Genomic DNA, 15,877 nt, shown 5'->3' on the forward strand with positions numbered 1-15,877 from the left:
TACTCAAAAAGCGCCCTGCGAAAGCACGGCGCTTTTTTTATACCTGCAATTTGCCTTCAAACCCGTATTGGTGTTAAACCAAGACGATCTATTTGATGACAGGCTAAAGATGAAGCAAACACTCAGAAAATTGTTCAGCCCCATACTCACCCCTCTGGAATCAGGCGAGGTTGGCCCCAGCTACAAACCATCCCATCGGACTATCCTCAATGTGGTTGGTTCACTGTTCCTGTTTCTCTCCGCACTATCCCTGGCAGCCCTGTTATTCACCGAACAACTCGGGGCACTGATCCCGGTTCTGGCCTTCCTCGGAATAGGTGGTGTATCACTGATTGCTGGCACGCTCGGTTCCGACGTCGCGGTTTCAAAGATGTGGGGAAACCGGTAACGGTAGTGGGTCACCCATAGAAAAACAGCGGCACGAACGAAACCAGCAACAAGGCGATACCCATGGTAATCAGGGGCATGATGATCCGTTCGTGGCGCTGATAGAAAGTGCCGCCTTCCTGCTGGGCGGCATGAATTTCAGCCTCTCCGACCACCTGGCGGGTCAACAGATGGTTCAGCGCCACCGGCGGACTCAGGTAACCCAGCTCGAAAGCAACCAGGGTGACCATCCAGAAATGCACCGGATGAATACCACTGGCGTAGGCAATGCTGGCCACGGTTGCCGTCACCAGGATGACCGCACCAAAGGCATCCATGATCATGCCCAGAATCACCAGAATCACCACCATCAACGCCATCGCCGACCAGGCGCTGTCGAACGCCTGCGGAAAACTCTGCATGATATGGGAGCGCTCAATCACACCGCCGATACTGACCGACAACCCCAACAACAGAAGCAACGCGCCAATCTCGGCCGTTGTGTCATTGGTCGCGCCCCTGAGGCTCCGCTCCAGCCCCTGGTGATTGAGCTCGCCAGAGGTCCTGCCACGCCGGCTCCTGAGGCTGAGGTGCTCATAGACAAGCACAGCCAGCATAATCACAGGCAGCAATCTCGGTGCAGAAAATTCATCCATCTGCACATCGAGAGCATAGCGATAAAAGAGAACCACCGCAGCGATGACCAGGACATAGGGAATCAGCGGCCTGAACGCCTGAATCATCTCCGGAAACGCAACCGAAGACGGTGCAAGATCGAAGCGGCTCTGCCGGTTCACCGAGACGGCAATCACTGCGAAGAGGCTGGCCGTAAGCACAAACACCCAGACACCCCAACCAAACAGCTCATCAGTCGTAACCTCGCGGTTCAGATAGGCAATCACCACCACCAGCAGGCAGGGCCGCAACACTACCCCGAGCGAGCCCGACATCGCCGTTGCCGCAAGAGCCAGTTGGCGACGGGCACCTGCTGCCCGAAGCTCACTGTAAATTACCGCTCCCGCTGCGATCACGAAAATACCCGATGCACCGGTGTACGCTGTCGGAATGGCGGCCACAAGCACCGCCACAACCGCCAACAACTCCGGCGGCATCCGCCAGGGCCGGAACACATTGAAAACAAGAGTCGCAAGACGGGTCTGCTTGAGCATCATGCCAACCCAGACATACAGGCCCACATTGAGAAACATGTCGGCAAGCTCCATCATCTTGCCGAGATAGATACCAATCCCGGACGAGTGCCCGATTACGGCAAAATAGGTGCCGGAGATCAGACACATAACGGTATAGAGGGGAACCGCCAGGAACGCCTTGTTGAGACTCCCGCCTTCCCCCAGACCTGCGGGAACCCGAAACAGCCGGTAGAGTGAAGCCAGGGTGAGGCAGGCAAACCCTGTTATCCAGAAATTGTGGAGCAGTAGCTCGTCTGCCGATATTGAGGTCTCTGCACCGAGACTGGACTGCCGGAAGATGACACTGGAGCCCAACAACATCGCATTGGCAATGGTCTGCAAGGTCAGCGAGACCGTGTGGTCCAGTCGGGTTTCCATTGCCCGCATGGCGATATGGTGGCGGGTCAGGGTCGCGGTGACCGCGCAGAGCATGACCAGGATCACCAGGATATAGCGCTGCGACTCAAGGCCAAAGGCAATCAGGTCGGCGACAAAAAGCTCTACAGCCCGATAGGCTTTCACTCCGGGGGTCATCTGGTCTTTCAGCGTGGAGTAACTCGCGTGCGCGTCCCTGCAATCTCTCACCGACCGTTCGATAGCGAGGCGGACGTCTGCCGGGTCCTTTTCCTCAGCCCCCAACAGAGCAGCCATGGGATCATCCTCATCGGCGCTCTGGGCCAATTCCCGTGCTACGGCGGCGTCAATATTCCGGTCAGGGTCACAGGTCGGCGGTACCGGATCCATCCGGAGTTTGTAATAGCCATTCCACAGCTGCTCTCCACCCCGAAGCATCTGGTTATGAATATCACTGCTGGTGGAAAAAACCACGACCGCCAACAACAGCAAACAGGCTGGCAAAGACGAGAACCATTCCAACCCACTACGACGACTAACACCCTTGGACATATCAACACACTCTGGGACGAAGAGGATTACAGAAGATCATCCAGATCCATGGTTTCAACGGCTTCCTGCTCATCATCCCAGAAGGATCCGAACTGCCCCATCGGAGTCCTGTGCCCGGTATTCTCAACCCAGAGGCGGTCAGAAATTGCGAGTAGCATGTTGCTGGCCATAGCATCCACAAACTGCCACTCCTCACTCGCCGGATCTTCCTCAAGCGAACGGGCATGCTCACGGATCACCTCTTTGACCAGGTGTTGATCCCCCTTGTTTACTGCCGCGATGGCATGGAAGACATGGGGCAGCCGAACGCCCGCATCCTCGCCCTGAGTGTCAGCAATCGACAATCGTTCAAAAGCGTCTTCACCCTGCGGCTGGGCACCGGGAATCATGGCCCAAACTGTTGCCCGGAGTGCCATTGGAGCCCCCCACCACTTGTCATTCTCAAGACAGCCGGTCGCGCGGGCGACAATGGAACCTATGTTTGCAGGAACGCCAATGGAGGACGTGGACTGGATCTGACCATTGAGCGCCTGAAGGCCAGACAACAGTCCTGCCAGATAGATGAATTCGTCCATATCATCATCGAAATCCGGACATTCACCAGTACCCGGCTCACCGTAATGGGCGTTGTGGTGTTGCCAGGCTTTGTAATAGCGCTCAGAAGCCAGAACATAGGCGCGCTTCTGCCGAATCATCGCATCTTCTGCACCTTCCGCGTTCATGGCGTTCATTGCAGCCAGAGCCGCCAATTCATGCTCACGGGCCTGCTCTTCAGCGCAACTTCCAGCTGAGAGATACAACATCACGGCAAGTTGGTCAGGTTCAGAGGTCACTCGCCCGAACGACATCAGCAATGGCGCTGTCGCTTCACTCATGGAACACCCCATTGCCAGATCGCGGCTTTCCATCAAATAGGGCACGGTATGGTTACGGGAAAAGCCCTGCATGACGTCGCCGGTGGTCTTGTACACCATGTGATTGACCACGCCACAACCGCTCAGCATGGCACCGGCCACAAGGGCCGCGAACAGCCCTTTCACATTTGGAGCTGCACAGCGTCTCGCCGGGGAAGAAATGGAAAAGTCAGTCATGGCGCTGCCACCTTCTGTTTTTTGTTATCACTCGTTGTTTGTTACAAACCGTAACCAGGCAGGAATTATGGCCCACAAGCTACTGTTTTTATGAGACAGGCACCGCAAATGACGCCTGCAAACACAGATCCGGCCCGCTCCGACTATTGCAGAATGCTCCGGAAGCCACTATAGATGGAGCAACCGCGCCTTATCGGGGCAGCGGCCTGCACTTCAGTGCCCAATAACAGGAATAAAAAGGAGTATCCGATGCGCAAACCTGAACTCGCCGCAGCGATTGCTGACCAGACCGGAATGACCCGGGAAAAGGCCAGCGAGGTCATTACCGCTTTTACTGACCAGATTTCCGCGGCTGCCTCCCGTGGCGAAGACGTCACCCTGATTGGATTCGGGACTTTCAATATCCGCAAACGGGAGGCGAGGAACGGTCGCAACCCTCAAACCGGGGCAACCATCCAGATTCCTGCCAGCAGCACCGTCGGATTCAAACCCGGCAAAGCACTCAAGGATCAAATCGGCTAACAGCTCCGCCAGGGCCCGCATTCGCGGGCCCGTTCAGATAGCTCCTTCGCGGTCAGGACGCGCACTCGGAACGGGTCGCATCCACACGACACCTGATGGCCTTCATCAGTTTGATTGCCCGCTCGTCATACACACCATCATCCAGCAACGACAGACGCACCTTCTGGAGCATCTTGTCGTATTCGGCAGTGTCTTCCTGAGGCAGACTCATCCAGACCTCTTCAGGAATCCCCTGCTCCGCCTCGGCAATGATGCCGTAGGCTTCATCAATCCGTTTGATCGATTCATCCCGGACCATCTGTCCGGCTTCTTCCGGAAACCGGTCGCGGTGAATAATGACCTGGAAGTTCATATAGGCCAGCGCATACCGCACCACCGCCCCGTTGGGCGTCACCCCCTTGTAGAGTTCCAGGGGCTGATAAGCCACCGCCGGCGCATAGGCGAGATCGACACTGCCATTATTGAACTTACCGGCAAAATTGGCGGAGTTTGAACCGACCACTGAGGCACCAACGTGCCGCACCATTCGCACTGAGGCTTCATCGTAATCAAGGGTGGCAATACGCTTGCCCTGCAGTTTTTCTACCGAGTCGATGGAGCGGTCACGGGTGTGCAGGTAAATGGCACCTGCCGGGAACACACCAGCCACTTCGTAGGGGCCATCGATCAGAAATGGACGTGCCTTGGGCTGGCTCAGAGTGTTGTACAGCAACCGCATTTCTTCTTCACCCGGCACCGCCCCCATGGCTTCAAGGCTTCCGGTGAAGCGATTGAATTCCCGGGCACGGGTACCGGTGAGCAAGACGGCATCGCACTGGCCTGCCTTGAAGTCTTCCGCGGCTACTTTCTCGTCCGTGTAGGCTCGCAGATCAAGCCGGATTCCGCGCTTGAGGGCAACGGGCTGAAACGTCTTGGTAATGGCGAACAACGGCCCGTTGGCACCGACAGGGTCGAAGACGCAGAAACTGCGTTCGAGCGGTTCGGCCTTCGCCTGGGCGTGTCCCAGAGATGGAAGTAGAAGACTGGCACAAAGAGCAGCCGCCAAGGCCACCCGTTGCGGGAAGGTTGCTGAATTCACGGGATGACTCCTGAATTATTATTGTCGGGCCTGGCTCGTCCAATGATCGCCAGCAGTACCCTGGTTTTCTTGTCCGACCGTATGTCGGTCCCGACAAGAATACGTTGGCACAGGTGCCTGTCATCAAGGTTTTTTCAGCAATACAGGAAATTCTGTGATGATGTCGACAGAGGCGGTGAAACCCCTGCCGCATTTTCCCCGCAGGCCGGATCAGCCTGCGGTTGAGGTCCAGGCTTTACAGCCATCGACCAGAGTCATCCGAACCACCCCTGGCAGGGATCGCCCGACAACCGGTGCATGATGCCCTGCCGATATCAGGGTTTCCGGCCCGGGAGTCCAGCGCTGTTGCATATCGAAAATGCAGAGATCAGCGGCCGCACCGCCTGCCAGGGCAGATTCCCTGCCGATAATCGCTGCCGGGCCACTCGTTAGTGCGCCGATCAGTTGCTGCAAGGACAGCTCAGCGCGCTCAACCAGCTCAAGGCCAAGAGACAACACGCTCTCAATGCTCGACAGTCCGGGTTCGGTAGCACCGAAAGGTGCCTGCTTGGCTGCAGTATCGTGGGGCTGATGCTGGCTGACAATAGCATCGATCACACCCTCGCGGACACCCGCCAGCAACGCCACCCGGTCAGCTTCGGCACGCAGCGGCGGGCGCACGTGGAAACGGCTGTCAAAACCGGCAATCGAATCCTCAGTGAACACCAGCTGGTGCATCGCAACGTCTGCGGTGACTGCGATGCCTCGCTGACGGGCGTTCGCCACCATATCCACACTGCGGGCACAGGAAAGCTGACTCAGGTGCAGCCGTACACCGGTTTCTTCCGCCAGCAGCAGCATTTCCATCACTGCGGCAGTTTCCGCCACTTCCGGGATACCTAACAAGCCGAGCCGGGAAGTCACCAATCCATCATGGGCATAGCCGTCTGCGGCCAGCGACTGGTTCTCCGGGCTGAACATCACCGTCAGCCCAAAGGTCTGGGCATAGGCCATACAACGGCGCAGGATACGGGCATTTTTAACCGCCCTGGAGCCATTGCCTACGGCGACACAGCCAGCGTTGGCGAGGCCGGCCATGTCACTGAGCAGATCACCTTCGAGCCCGCGGGTCACCGCACCCACCGGCAACACCCGGACAGGAGAACGGCTGGCCGCAACGTCCCGAATCAGATGTGTAACAGCACCGGAGTCGTTAACCGGTGACGTTTCCGGGGACGCACACACCGTGGTGAAACCTCCATGCGCCGCCGCGCGGGTTTCTGATTCAATGTTTCCTTTCTGACCATTGCCCGGCTCCCGGAGATTACAGCAGAGATCCACGAATCCCGGAGTGATCACGCAACCGTCAACCTGAATCACGTCATCCGCTTCAGCCTTGTCCGCCGCCTCTCCGATTGCGGCGATTTTGCCGCCCCGGATCAACAAACTCGTACCAGAACTATCAACGCCGTTGCCATCCAGCAATCGCCCCCCGACGAGCTTCATGACCGGCCCAACGGTTGTCTCTGTCACACTCATGCCTGGGCCCTCTCACTCGACTTCTGTTGACGTTCTGCGATCTGGCCACCCATAGCCATGGACATCACTGCCATACGGATCGCGATCCCATTGGTTACCTGGTTGAGAATGACCGATTGCGGACCATCCGCCACTGCGGATTCGATTTCAACGCCCCGGTTGATCGGCCCGGGGTGCATCACGATACATTCCGGGTGGGCCAGTGCGAGTTTCTCCTGATTCAGGCCGTAGAGCCGATAGAATTCCCTCTCACTGGGCAGCAAGGCCCCTTCCATGCGTTCCTTCTGAAGGCGCAGCATGATCACTACATCCAGATCTTTCATGCCCCGGCTCATATCGTATTCCACCTTACACCCCAGGCTTTCGACGTCCCGGGGCAGCAGGGTTCCGGGCGCAATGATCCTGACCTCGGCAGCACCCAACTCATTCAGTGCACGGATCTGGGAACGGGCAACCCGTGAATGCAGGACATCACCAACGATGGCCACTTTCAGGCCCTCGAAACGGCCTTTATGCTGGCGAATAGTCAGCATGTCGAGCATGGCCTGGGTCGGGTGAGCGTGGCGACCATCACCCGCATTGATAATGGCAACACCCGGAGTCACGCTTTCGGCAATAAAGTGCGGCGCACCGCTCTGGGAATGGCGTACAACAAACATGTCGCTGGCCATGGCCTCGAGATTGAGGAGGGTGTCCGACAGGGACTCGCCCTTGGAGGTTGCCGAGGTGCTGATGTCGAGGTTCAGTACATCCGCGGACAGTCTTTTTGCCGCCAGTTCGAAGGTGCTTCGGGTGCGGGTGCTGGACTCGAAGAACAGGTTAACCACTGTGCGCCCCCGCAGCAGCGGAACTTTTTTGATGGTACGTTCACCCACTTCGATAAATGAATCAGCGGTATCGAGGATATCCGTCAACAGAGCCCTGTCCAGGCCATCCAGAGTGAGGAAATGCCGCAACTGACCATCCCGGGTCAGCTGCAAGTGGTTCGGGGAGGGATCATTTGCGGTCATGGGTCGCCTGTTTACTGTGCTTCGGTGTGGTATCAGCCTGGGGATGCTGGCTTGTTATGCGGTTTCCTGCAGCTCTATGCGCAACGGGTCCGGGCCACGCAGCTTGACCCGCTGGTTGGCCGCCAGCGCCACTGTCTTGCCGGCAACATCCGGCTGGATCGGCAGTTCTCTGGCCCCCAGATCAATCAGGGTGGCGAGTATGATACTGGCAGGACGGCCATAATCGAAGATTTCATTCATCGCGGCGCGGATTGTTCGGCCACTCATAATGACATCATCAATCAGAATGATATCCCTGCCTTCTGTGTCAAATGGCAGGCTTGACGGTTTAACCGTAGGATTAAGACCAATCCGGCTGAAATCATCACGGTAGAAAGAGATGTCGAGTTCCCCAAACGGCTCACCCACGCCCAGTCGTTTGCTGAGCACGTCCGCCAGCCAAACGCCCCCGGTACGAATCCCAACCACCACCGGAGACTCCACACCCCGTTCTTCAAGTACCCGGCGTAGCCCGGCTTCCAGCTCATCCAACAGCTGGTTAATTTCTAGCTGTGCGGTCATATACCCTCTCTAAATTCAGGAGCCGGCGTAAGCCGGCACCGGGCCCTACAGGCCGAAAAAGGTTTCCAGAATCAGAACAGCGGCCCGGTCATCAACCCCATGGCGCCCATAGTCACGACTCCCGCCCTCGGACATTACGTCCCCCTTCGCCTCAAAGCTGGTCAGGCGTTCATCGACCATTTCCACGGGAACATGGTAGCGGCCGTGTATCCGGTTGCCGAATTTACGGGCCCGGGCACACATTTCATTCTCGGTATCGTCCATGTTCAGGGGCAGACCCACCACCACCAGGTCCGGCGCCCACTCTGCAATCAGTTTCTCGATCCGGGTCCAGTCGGGAATACCATCCCGGGCCGGGATCATCGCCACAGGCTGTCCCGAACCAAGCATTTCCTGCCCGACCGCCACACCAATCCGGCGGGTGCCAAAATCAAACGCCATTACCCGGCGATGGCCAACCTCAGGCATGGCCGATGGACTCGCTCAGCTGGTTAATATCAACGCCTATAAGCCCGAGAACCGCCTGATAGCGTTTCTCGACGGGCGTTCTGAACAGAATGTCCGTTGTTGCCGGACAGGTGAGCCAGGAGTTGCTGCCCAACTCTTCCTCAAGCTGACCTTCCCCCCAGCCAGAGTAACCAAGCGCCACGAGAAATTCCGACGGCCCTTCATCGCGCCCGATCGCCGCAAGAATATCCCGTGATGTGGTCAGCAAAACATCGTCGGCCACTCCGGCGGTACTCTGCCACTCCGTGCCCGGTGGGTGCAGCACAAAACCGCGCTCGGGTTGCACCGGCCCGCCACTGAACACCGGCAAATCGAGTTCACCACCGTGCATGTCGAGCTGTTCCAGAATCTCCCCCAAGTGGATATCGAGGGGGTGATTGACCATCAGACCCAGTGCACCCTCATCCGAGTGCTCACACAGATAAATGACAGCGCCATGGAAACGGGGATCGGCAAGCCAGGGAGACGCCACCAGAAAATGGTGCCGAAGACTGTTGGGAGAGTGTTTGGTTGCTGTCATCCGGACGTCAGCCCCCTTTGCTGGAATGACCAGGTTCTAATAATTTCCAGTTCATCCACACTTTTCCGCATCTCCTCCGGGAAAGGCGAGAACGGTGATGCCATCCGGACAATCCGGATCGCGGCATCATCCAGAACCGTACTGCCCGAAGACTGCAGGATCGCCACTTCCTTGATTGTGCCATCTTTCTTCAGGGAAACCAGCATTCTGAGGGTACCGTAAAGTCCGGCACGGCGCGCCTCGGTGGGATAGTTGATGTTCCCGACACGAGTAACCTTGGTGACCCAGTTCTGCACGTACCAGGCATTGGAAGACTTCAGGGTGGAAGCTGCCGTCACCCGCATGACCCGGGGCTTGCGGGCATAGGCCTGTTGCTGGGCATCGAAGCGAGCCTCAAGGCTCGCAATCTCCAGGCTGCGCTCCATCAGGCTTTTCTTTTTGCGGACAGGAAGCGGTTCTTCAACCGGATCACTTCGATCTGCCGGTGCCTCTACCTGACGGTTCGACCGGCCTTCTGTCTGGACAACCTGTCGCTCCTGCCGCGGCTGGGGCCGGGTCTGCGACGGTGCCTCTGTTTGTACCTGGGCTGCCTGCGCCTGATTGACTTCGGCAGGTTGCGGCGACGTCAGCTCCCGCGCCTCATTCTCGATACCACTACCCTGCTGATTGGTCTGGGCCAGGAAATCCGCTTTGTCCGGAGCAACCTCGTCATCAAACTGCGACAGGGTAATCTCCATGGTCTGGGCGGATGACCGCGGTGATTCCGGTGAAAAGGTAATACCCAGCACCAGAACAGCGTGCACAGCCAACGCCATGAACAGAGTGAAGGAAAATCGGTCGAAGTCGCTTACCTGTACTGCCATTCCTGATCCTGGTTACCTGTTAAGCCCTTTCCTCAAGCCCCGGTGGGGTTTCCAGGCGCTTGGCAATTGCATCCATCAGCATACCCGCAATGTCGATACCGTAGGCTGCGTCGATTTCCCGGATACAGGTAGGACTGGTGACGTTGATTTCGGTCAGATAGTCTCCGATGACATCCAGACCTACAAACATCAGCCCTTTTTCCTTGATAACCGGCGCCACCCGGGCACAGATTTCGCGATCCCTTTCGGTTAACTCCCTCGCTTCACCCCGCCCTCCGGCTGCAAGGTTGCCGCGATTTTCTCCCTGGGAAGGAATCCGCGCAAGGGCGTAAGGAACCGGCTCACCATCGATCAGCAGGATGCGTTTGTCGCCATCGGTGATTTCGGGGATGAACTTCTGGGCCATGGCCTGATGCTGACCGTAGTTGGTCAGGGTTTCGATAATAACGCCCAGGTTGAAGTCGTTTTCACGTACCCGGAAGATCGAATGTCCGCCCATACCATCAACCGGCTTCATGATAATGTCACCGTGTTTGGCGTAAAACTCGCGGAAGCGCTTCGAGGAGCGGCTCACCAGAAGTGGCGGCGTGAGATCCTCAAACTGGGTCGCAAACAGCTTTTCGTTACAGTCACGAAGCGTTGCCGCAGGGTTCACCACCAGGGCGCCCTGTTGTTCTGCCGCCTCCAATATGTAGGTCGCCATCAGGAACTCGCGATCCACCGGGGGATCTTTGCGCATCAGGATGACATCCAGATCTCCCAAAGCCCGATCCTGCTCCGGCCCATAACTGAACCAGTTATCCGGATCCATGTGAACGGTCAGCGTGCGGGTGTGGGCCATGGCCCTGCCGCCATCCAGGTAAAGGTCCTGCTGTTCCATGTATTCGATCTCCCAACCGCGCTTCTGCGCCGCCAGAAGCATCGCCAGGGAACTGTCCTTCTTGAAGTGGATATTCTCAATCGGATCCATCACGATCCCGAGTCGGACTGTCATAGTGTCTCTTGAGCTCCCAAGTTTGAAAAACACGAACCGGTCTGCAGAGCAGGCCGGACAATAAGTGCTATGCTGAGACGGTGAATGTTATTGTACCCGAGCTGCGAATGCATCCGCAGAAATCCTCAGCCAATTACGTGACGCTGCAACCGAAAGTACATTTGGTCACAAAGTAATACTTTTTATCGAGCCATTGATAATCTATAAATGGGCGGGGTTTATAGAAGAACCTTAACGTTTATGCTAAAAACCCCCGTTTGAAAAATGACATCGCTGAGCGCAAGGCAGTTGGACAATGGATGACAACTTCGAAAATCTGAAGATCATGGTGATCGACGACAGCAAAACCATTCGTCGTACCGCAGAAACGCTTCTGAAAAAGGTTGGCTGTGAGGTCATCACCGCAACCGACGGCTTTGACGCTCTGGCAAAAATTGCCGATTCCCAGCCTGACATCATTTTTGTTGATATCATGATGCCACGACTGGATGGCTACCAGACCTGCGCACTGATCAAGAACAATTCCTCTTTCAAAAAGACGCCGGTGATCATGCTCTCCAGTAAGGACGGCCTGTTCGACAAGGCCAAGGGCCGCATTGTTGGCTCGGACCAATACCTGACCAAACCGTTCAGTAAGGATGAGCTGCTTAATACCATCCGCCAGTACGTCCCCCAGGCGGAACAGTAAACCTGCTGAAATAAAGAACCATCGAGGAAAACATGGCTCGCATTCTTATCGTTGACGATTCCCCTACCGAGGTGAAGAAAATCTCCACCATTCTGGAAAAGCACCAGCATGAGGTGCTAACAGCCGACAACGGCGCCGACGGAGTTGCCAAAGCCCGTGCGGAAACTCCGGATCTGGTATTGATGGACGTCGTCATGCCCGGCCTGAACGGTTTTCAGGCCACCCGCCAACTGACCCGTGCTCCGGAAACCGCGTCTATCCCTGTCATCATCGTCACTACCAAGGATCAGGAAACTGACCGGGTATGGGGTACTCGGCAGGGCGCCAAGGGTTATCTGGTAAAGCCGGTTAACGAAGATGATCTGATCAAAACAATCAACAGTCTGATTGCCTGATCAACAACTGTGGAGTAAGCATGTCCGCCCAGACCGCCCCTTTTGCCGTTCTGACGGATATCGCCCAGCGCAGCCGGTCCATGGCAGCTGGCCTGCCAGAGCAACAGGAAGCCGTCGAACTCTGGAACGGAATCGGGTTTGTTCTGGCAGGTGAGCGCTACGTGGCCCCCATGGGCGAAATCACCGAGATCCTCCATGTCCCCCGCTTCACTCACATCCCCGGAGTCAAAACCTTCCTCCTGGGTGCAGCCAATGTTCGTGGGCGCCTCCTCCCACTGGTAGACCTTGCCGGTTTTTTTGACATTCCGCGCTCGTCACGGAGTCAGCGTGAACGTCGGGTACTGGTGGTCGAGCAGGGCGACATCTTCAGCGGACTGGTTGTCGACAACGTTCTGGGCATGCAGTACTTCGCAACAGACAGTTTCAGGGCAGCACCCGGAGGTGTTCCCGAAAGCGTTCGTCCGTTCGTTACGGGCGAGTACGAACGAAATGAAGAAGTCTGGAAAGTTTTCTCCGCCGTGGACCTGGTCGACGACGAGCGCTTTCTTGACGTAGCGCAGTGGTAAGAGGGGTCGGCTCAGGCAACATGCTCACGCTTTGATTGCCTGCAGTCGTGGATAACAAACTTGCCAATTTAATGGAAAGGCCGGGAGCCAGAAAATGAAAAACAGAGCCGGAAGACTCGGTGCGGGACAGGGAGGCAACAAACTCGTTGCCGGCCTGATCGCAGCACTGATTGCACTCACCGTCCTGCTCGTTGCGGTACTGTTCATCATTAACAAGGACAGCCAGAACGACCAGGAATATATCGCCAACACTGCGGAACTGAGAGTACTCTCCCAGGCCATCGCGAAAAACGCCACCGAGGCCGCTGGCGGTACCGCTGAAGCCTTCAACCAGCTCCGGAGTTCACGGGACCAGTTCCAGCAACTCTGGACCAACGTCACCGAAGGCAACCCGGAAACCGGCCTTCCGGCCAGTGAAATGGCACAACAGAGCGGCGTACAGACCAACTGGAACACCGTTCGCGAAAACGCCGACAGCATCCTTTCAACCCAGGATGCGGTGCTTGGCCTGCACGAAGTAGCCCGGACCCTCAACGAAACCATCCCGCAGTTGCAGGTGGAGTACGATGACATCGTACAGATCCTGTTGGACAACGGCGCGCCGGCAGAGCAAATCGCACTGGCTCAGCGTCAGTCCCTGCTGGCAGAGCGGATTGTACGCTCGGTCAACAACGTACTGTCTGGTGATGAAGATGCGGTTATTGCCGCTGACCGTTTCGGTCGAGATGCCAGCCTCTTCGGCCGCGTACTGGACGGGCAGCTGAACGGTAACCCGGCCATGGGCATTTCCCGGGTGAACGACGAAGACGCGATTTACGGACTGGAAGCCGTTTCTGAACTTTTCGAGTTCGTATCCCAGAACGTTGACGCGATCCTTGAAGCCTCTCCCGACCTCTTCAAGGTTCGTACTGCAGCCAGCGACATCTTCCAGAATTCCGAGATCCTGCTGTCCGAACTGTCTGTGCTGGCTGACCAATTCCGCGGCCAGTCCGGCTCGCGTCTGATCAGCCCGACACTGGCCTTCATCCTCCTGGCGGCCATGGTCGCAATCGTTGTGTTCATCGGTCTTGCCCTCTATCGCGAAGCCCAGGAACGCCTGTCGACCACTCAGGAACAGAACGAGCAGAACCAGAACGCGATCCTGCGACTACTGGACGAACTCGCCGACCTCGCGGATGGTGACCTGACAACCGAGGCCACGGTAACCGAAGACTTTACCGGTGCCATCGCTGACTCCATCAACTACGCGATCGACCAGATGCGCGGGCTGGTACAGGCAATTCGTGGCACCGCAGTACGGGTTGCGGGCGCCGCCCAGGAAACCCAGTCAACTGCGATGCACCTTGCAGATGCTTCCGAGCACCAGGCCCAGGAAATTGCCGGGGCATCCGCCGCGGTTAACGAGATGGCCGTGTCCATCGATCAGGTATCTTCCAACGCTGCCGAATCCTCTGCGGTTGCGGAGCGGTCGGTTGCGATCGCGAAGAAAGGTGCGGAAGTGGTACAGAACACCATCCGCGGCATGGACAACATCCGGGAGCAGATTCAGGAAACCTCCAAACGGATCAAGCGACTGGGTGAATCTTCCCAGGAAATCGGTGACATCGTATCCCTGATCAACGACATTGCCGACCAGACCAACATCCTGTCTCTGAACGCTGCGATCCAGGCCTCCATGGCCGGTGATGCAGGCCGAGGCTTCGCGGTGGTTGCGGACGAAGTTCAGCGCCTCGCGGAACGTTCTTCTGCCGCGACCAAGCAGATTGAAGCGCTGGTTAAGACGATCCAGTCGGATACCAACGAAGCGGTAATTTCGATGGAACACACCACCGCCGAGGTGGTCCGTGGTGCACGATTGGCCCAGGACGCAGGTATCGCGCTCGAGGAAATCGAGAACGTATCCATGAGCCTTGCGGAACTGATCCAGAACATCTCCAACGCAGCGCGTCAGCAGTCGTCGTCTGCGGCACACATTTCCAACACCATGAACGTTATCCAGGAAATCACTTCCCAGACTTCCTCCGGTACTAACGCAACCGCGAAGTCTATCGGTAACCTGGCCGAAATGGCGTCCGAGCTCCGGTCTTCCGTTGCCGGCTTTACCCTGCCGGAAGAGGATGTGGTTGACCAGGAGGAAGAGGAAGACACCGACGTACCGGTGGTGGGCTGAATTCCGGCCCCGGGCTGCTGACGGTTTATGGCTCAGATGCATAAAAAACTGTCACCTGCCGATGCCGTCTGGTCGCTGCGCCGACTCCCCGATATGGACGAAGCGCAGTTCAACCAGTGGCAAACCCTGCTGGAGCACCGCACTGGCATAACCCTGCCGGTGGAACGACGCTCTTTCCTGGAAACCAACCTTGGGATCCGGATGCGGGAAATCGGCTGCAGCAGCTACCAGGCCTATTACGAGCAAATCGTATCCGGCCCTGACGCGATTCAGGAGTGGTCAACACTGGTCGACCGCCTGACCGTTCAGGAAACCCGGTTTTACCGGGACCCGGATGCCTTTCGTATGGTGTCGGATTTTGTTCTGACCCGCCCCAGGGAGCAGTTGCGCAAGCGCCCCCTGGAAGCCTGGAGCGTTGGCTGTTCCACCGGAGAAGAGCCTTACACGTTGGCGATGGTACTCAACGAGTGTATGACCCAGTTGAAGCTTCAGCCACTGTTTGGCGTTACCGGTTCGGACATCAGCAAACCTGCCATCGAAAAAGCCCGGATAGGCCAGTTCAATCCCCGCAAACTGCTGGGAATGGACGAAGACATGAAATACCGGTATTTCCGCCCGGCCGAACGGAATACCGTCGAAATTGTAAGTAGCATCCGGGAGAGGGTGTGCTTTACCAGTCTGAATGTACTCGATCTGGATAGAGCCCCCATGCACGGGATGAACATTATCTTCTGCCAGAATCTGCTGATCTATTTCCGTCGCTGGCGCAGGCGGGAAATTGTCAGGCGACTTGCAGAGCGGCTGGCGCCCGGGGGATTACTGGTGCTGGGCCAGGGAGAGCTGACCGACTGGCAGCCTTCTGGTCTTCAGAAGGTACCCTCGGAACATGTACTGGCGTGGATTAAACGCCAGACTGACGAAGAATAACCGGA

At 57.1% G+C, this 15,877-nt stretch carries 17 protein-coding genes; 7 read left to right on the forward strand and 10 right to left on the reverse strand.

The genetic code is table 11. From position 1 onward, the window contains the following. Positions 1-109: 109 nt before the first annotated feature. Positions 110-388 (forward strand): hypothetical protein, encoded by a 279-nt coding sequence (locus FWJ25_RS13010; RefSeq protein ID WP_149600694.1) that lies wholly within the window; start codon positions 110-112, stop codon positions 386-388. 10 nt (positions 389-398) lie between these two features. Here FWJ25_RS13010 and FWJ25_RS13015 read toward each other — a convergent pair whose 3' ends face one another. Together FWJ25_RS13015 and FWJ25_RS13020 are read right to left on the reverse strand one after the other, a co-directional pair. Beyond that, the gene (locus tag FWJ25_RS13015; protein ID WP_149600695.1) at positions 399-2,462 is read right to left on the reverse strand and encodes a TRAP transporter large permease subunit; all 2,064 of its coding nucleotides are present in this window, start codon (positions 2,460-2,462) and stop codon (positions 399-401) included. Positions 2,463-2,488: 26 nt separating this feature from the next. After that, a complete protein-coding gene (locus FWJ25_RS13020; RefSeq protein ID WP_149600696.1) occupies positions 2,489-3,553 on the reverse strand; it encodes a hypothetical protein in 1,065 nt (354 codons plus the stop codon). Between the two features lie 249 nt (positions 3,554-3,802). Between FWJ25_RS13020 and FWJ25_RS13025 the strand changes: the two genes are divergently transcribed. Next, positions 3,803-4,075: an HU family DNA-binding protein gene (locus tag FWJ25_RS13025; RefSeq protein WP_149600697.1), complete on the forward strand. Its 273-nt coding sequence runs from the start codon at positions 3,803-3,805 to the stop codon at positions 4,073-4,075. A 52-nt stretch (positions 4,076-4,127) separates the two neighbouring features. Here the strand turns inward: FWJ25_RS13025 and FWJ25_RS13030 are convergent, their stop codons facing one another. The 8 genes from FWJ25_RS13030 to gshB all read right to left on the reverse strand — a co-directional run bounded on the left by FWJ25_RS13030 (position 4,128) and on the right by gshB (position 11,126). Beyond that, positions 4,128-5,153 (reverse strand): putative solute-binding protein, encoded by a 1,026-nt coding sequence (locus FWJ25_RS13030; RefSeq protein ID WP_149600698.1) that lies wholly within the window; start codon positions 5,151-5,153, stop codon positions 4,128-4,130. A gap of 210 nt (positions 5,154-5,363) precedes the next feature. After that, the gene (locus FWJ25_RS13035) at positions 5,364-6,671 is read right to left on the reverse strand and encodes a dihydroorotase (protein ID WP_149600699.1); all 1,308 of its coding nucleotides are present in this window, start codon (positions 6,669-6,671) and stop codon (positions 5,364-5,366) included. Beyond that, positions 6,668-7,681: an aspartate carbamoyltransferase catalytic subunit gene (locus tag FWJ25_RS13040; RefSeq protein WP_149600700.1), complete on the reverse strand. Its 1,014-nt coding sequence runs from the start codon at positions 7,679-7,681 to the stop codon at positions 6,668-6,670. The genes FWJ25_RS13035 and FWJ25_RS13040 overlap by 4 nt, the downstream gene beginning before the upstream one ends. Positions 7,682-7,735: 54 nt before the next feature. After that, the gene (gene pyrR, locus FWJ25_RS13045; RefSeq protein WP_149600701.1) at positions 7,736-8,242 is read right to left on the reverse strand and encodes a bifunctional pyr operon transcriptional regulator/uracil phosphoribosyltransferase PyrR; all 507 of its coding nucleotides are present in this window, start codon (positions 8,240-8,242) and stop codon (positions 7,736-7,738) included. Positions 8,243-8,287: 45 nt separating this feature from the next. After that, entirely contained in the window at positions 8,288-8,710 is a 423-nt protein-coding gene (ruvX, locus tag FWJ25_RS13050) for a Holliday junction resolvase RuvX (protein WP_149600702.1), read from the reverse strand. After that, positions 8,703-9,269 carry a YqgE/AlgH family protein gene (locus FWJ25_RS13055; protein WP_149600703.1) on the reverse strand — a complete coding sequence of 189 codons (567 nt, stop codon included), beginning with the start codon at positions 9,267-9,269 and terminating at the stop codon, positions 8,703-8,705. The genes ruvX and FWJ25_RS13055 overlap by 8 nt, the downstream gene beginning before the upstream one ends. Next, positions 9,266-10,132: an energy transducer TonB gene (locus FWJ25_RS13060; RefSeq protein ID WP_149600704.1), complete on the reverse strand. Its 867-nt coding sequence runs from the start codon at positions 10,130-10,132 to the stop codon at positions 9,266-9,268. Before FWJ25_RS13060 ends, FWJ25_RS13055 begins: the two co-directional genes overlap by 4 nt. A 19-nt stretch (positions 10,133-10,151) precedes the next feature. Then, positions 10,152-11,126: a glutathione synthase gene (gshB, locus tag FWJ25_RS13065; RefSeq protein ID WP_149600705.1), complete on the reverse strand. Its 975-nt coding sequence runs from the start codon at positions 11,124-11,126 to the stop codon at positions 10,152-10,154. Between the two features lie 295 nt (positions 11,127-11,421). On the opposite strand from gshB, the gene pilG reads away from it, so the two are divergent. The 5 genes from pilG to FWJ25_RS13090 all read left to right on the forward strand — a co-directional run bounded on the left by pilG (position 11,422) and on the right by FWJ25_RS13090 (position 15,872). Then, positions 11,422-11,814, forward strand: a complete 393-nt coding sequence (gene pilG / locus FWJ25_RS13070; RefSeq protein ID WP_008175635.1) for a twitching motility response regulator PilG — start codon at positions 11,422-11,424, stop codon at positions 11,812-11,814. A gap of 32 nt (positions 11,815-11,846) precedes the next feature. Continuing rightward, on the forward strand, positions 11,847-12,209 hold the full coding sequence (gene pilH / locus FWJ25_RS13075; RefSeq protein WP_104321266.1) for a twitching motility response regulator PilH: 363 nt from the start codon (positions 11,847-11,849) through the stop codon (positions 12,207-12,209). 20 nt (positions 12,210-12,229) lie between these two features. Then, on the forward strand, positions 12,230-12,775 hold the full coding sequence (locus tag FWJ25_RS13080) for a chemotaxis protein CheW (RefSeq protein WP_149600706.1): 546 nt from the start codon (positions 12,230-12,232) through the stop codon (positions 12,773-12,775). 94 nt (positions 12,776-12,869) lie between these two features. Beyond that, positions 12,870-14,945, forward strand: coding sequence for a methyl-accepting chemotaxis protein (locus FWJ25_RS13085; protein ID WP_149600707.1), 2,076 nt, complete (start codon positions 12,870-12,872; stop codon positions 14,943-14,945). A gap of 27 nt (positions 14,946-14,972) precedes the next feature. Next, positions 14,973-15,872, forward strand: a complete 900-nt coding sequence (locus FWJ25_RS13090; RefSeq protein ID WP_149600708.1) for a CheR family methyltransferase — start codon at positions 14,973-14,975, stop codon at positions 15,870-15,872. Positions 15,873-15,877: the final 5 nt, after the last annotated feature.

Origin of the sequence: Marinobacter salinexigens, from assembly GCF_008370345.1 — a bacterium.
In the GTDB taxonomy this organism is placed as follows: domain Bacteria; phylum Pseudomonadota; class Gammaproteobacteria; order Pseudomonadales; family Oleiphilaceae; genus Marinobacter; species Marinobacter salinexigens.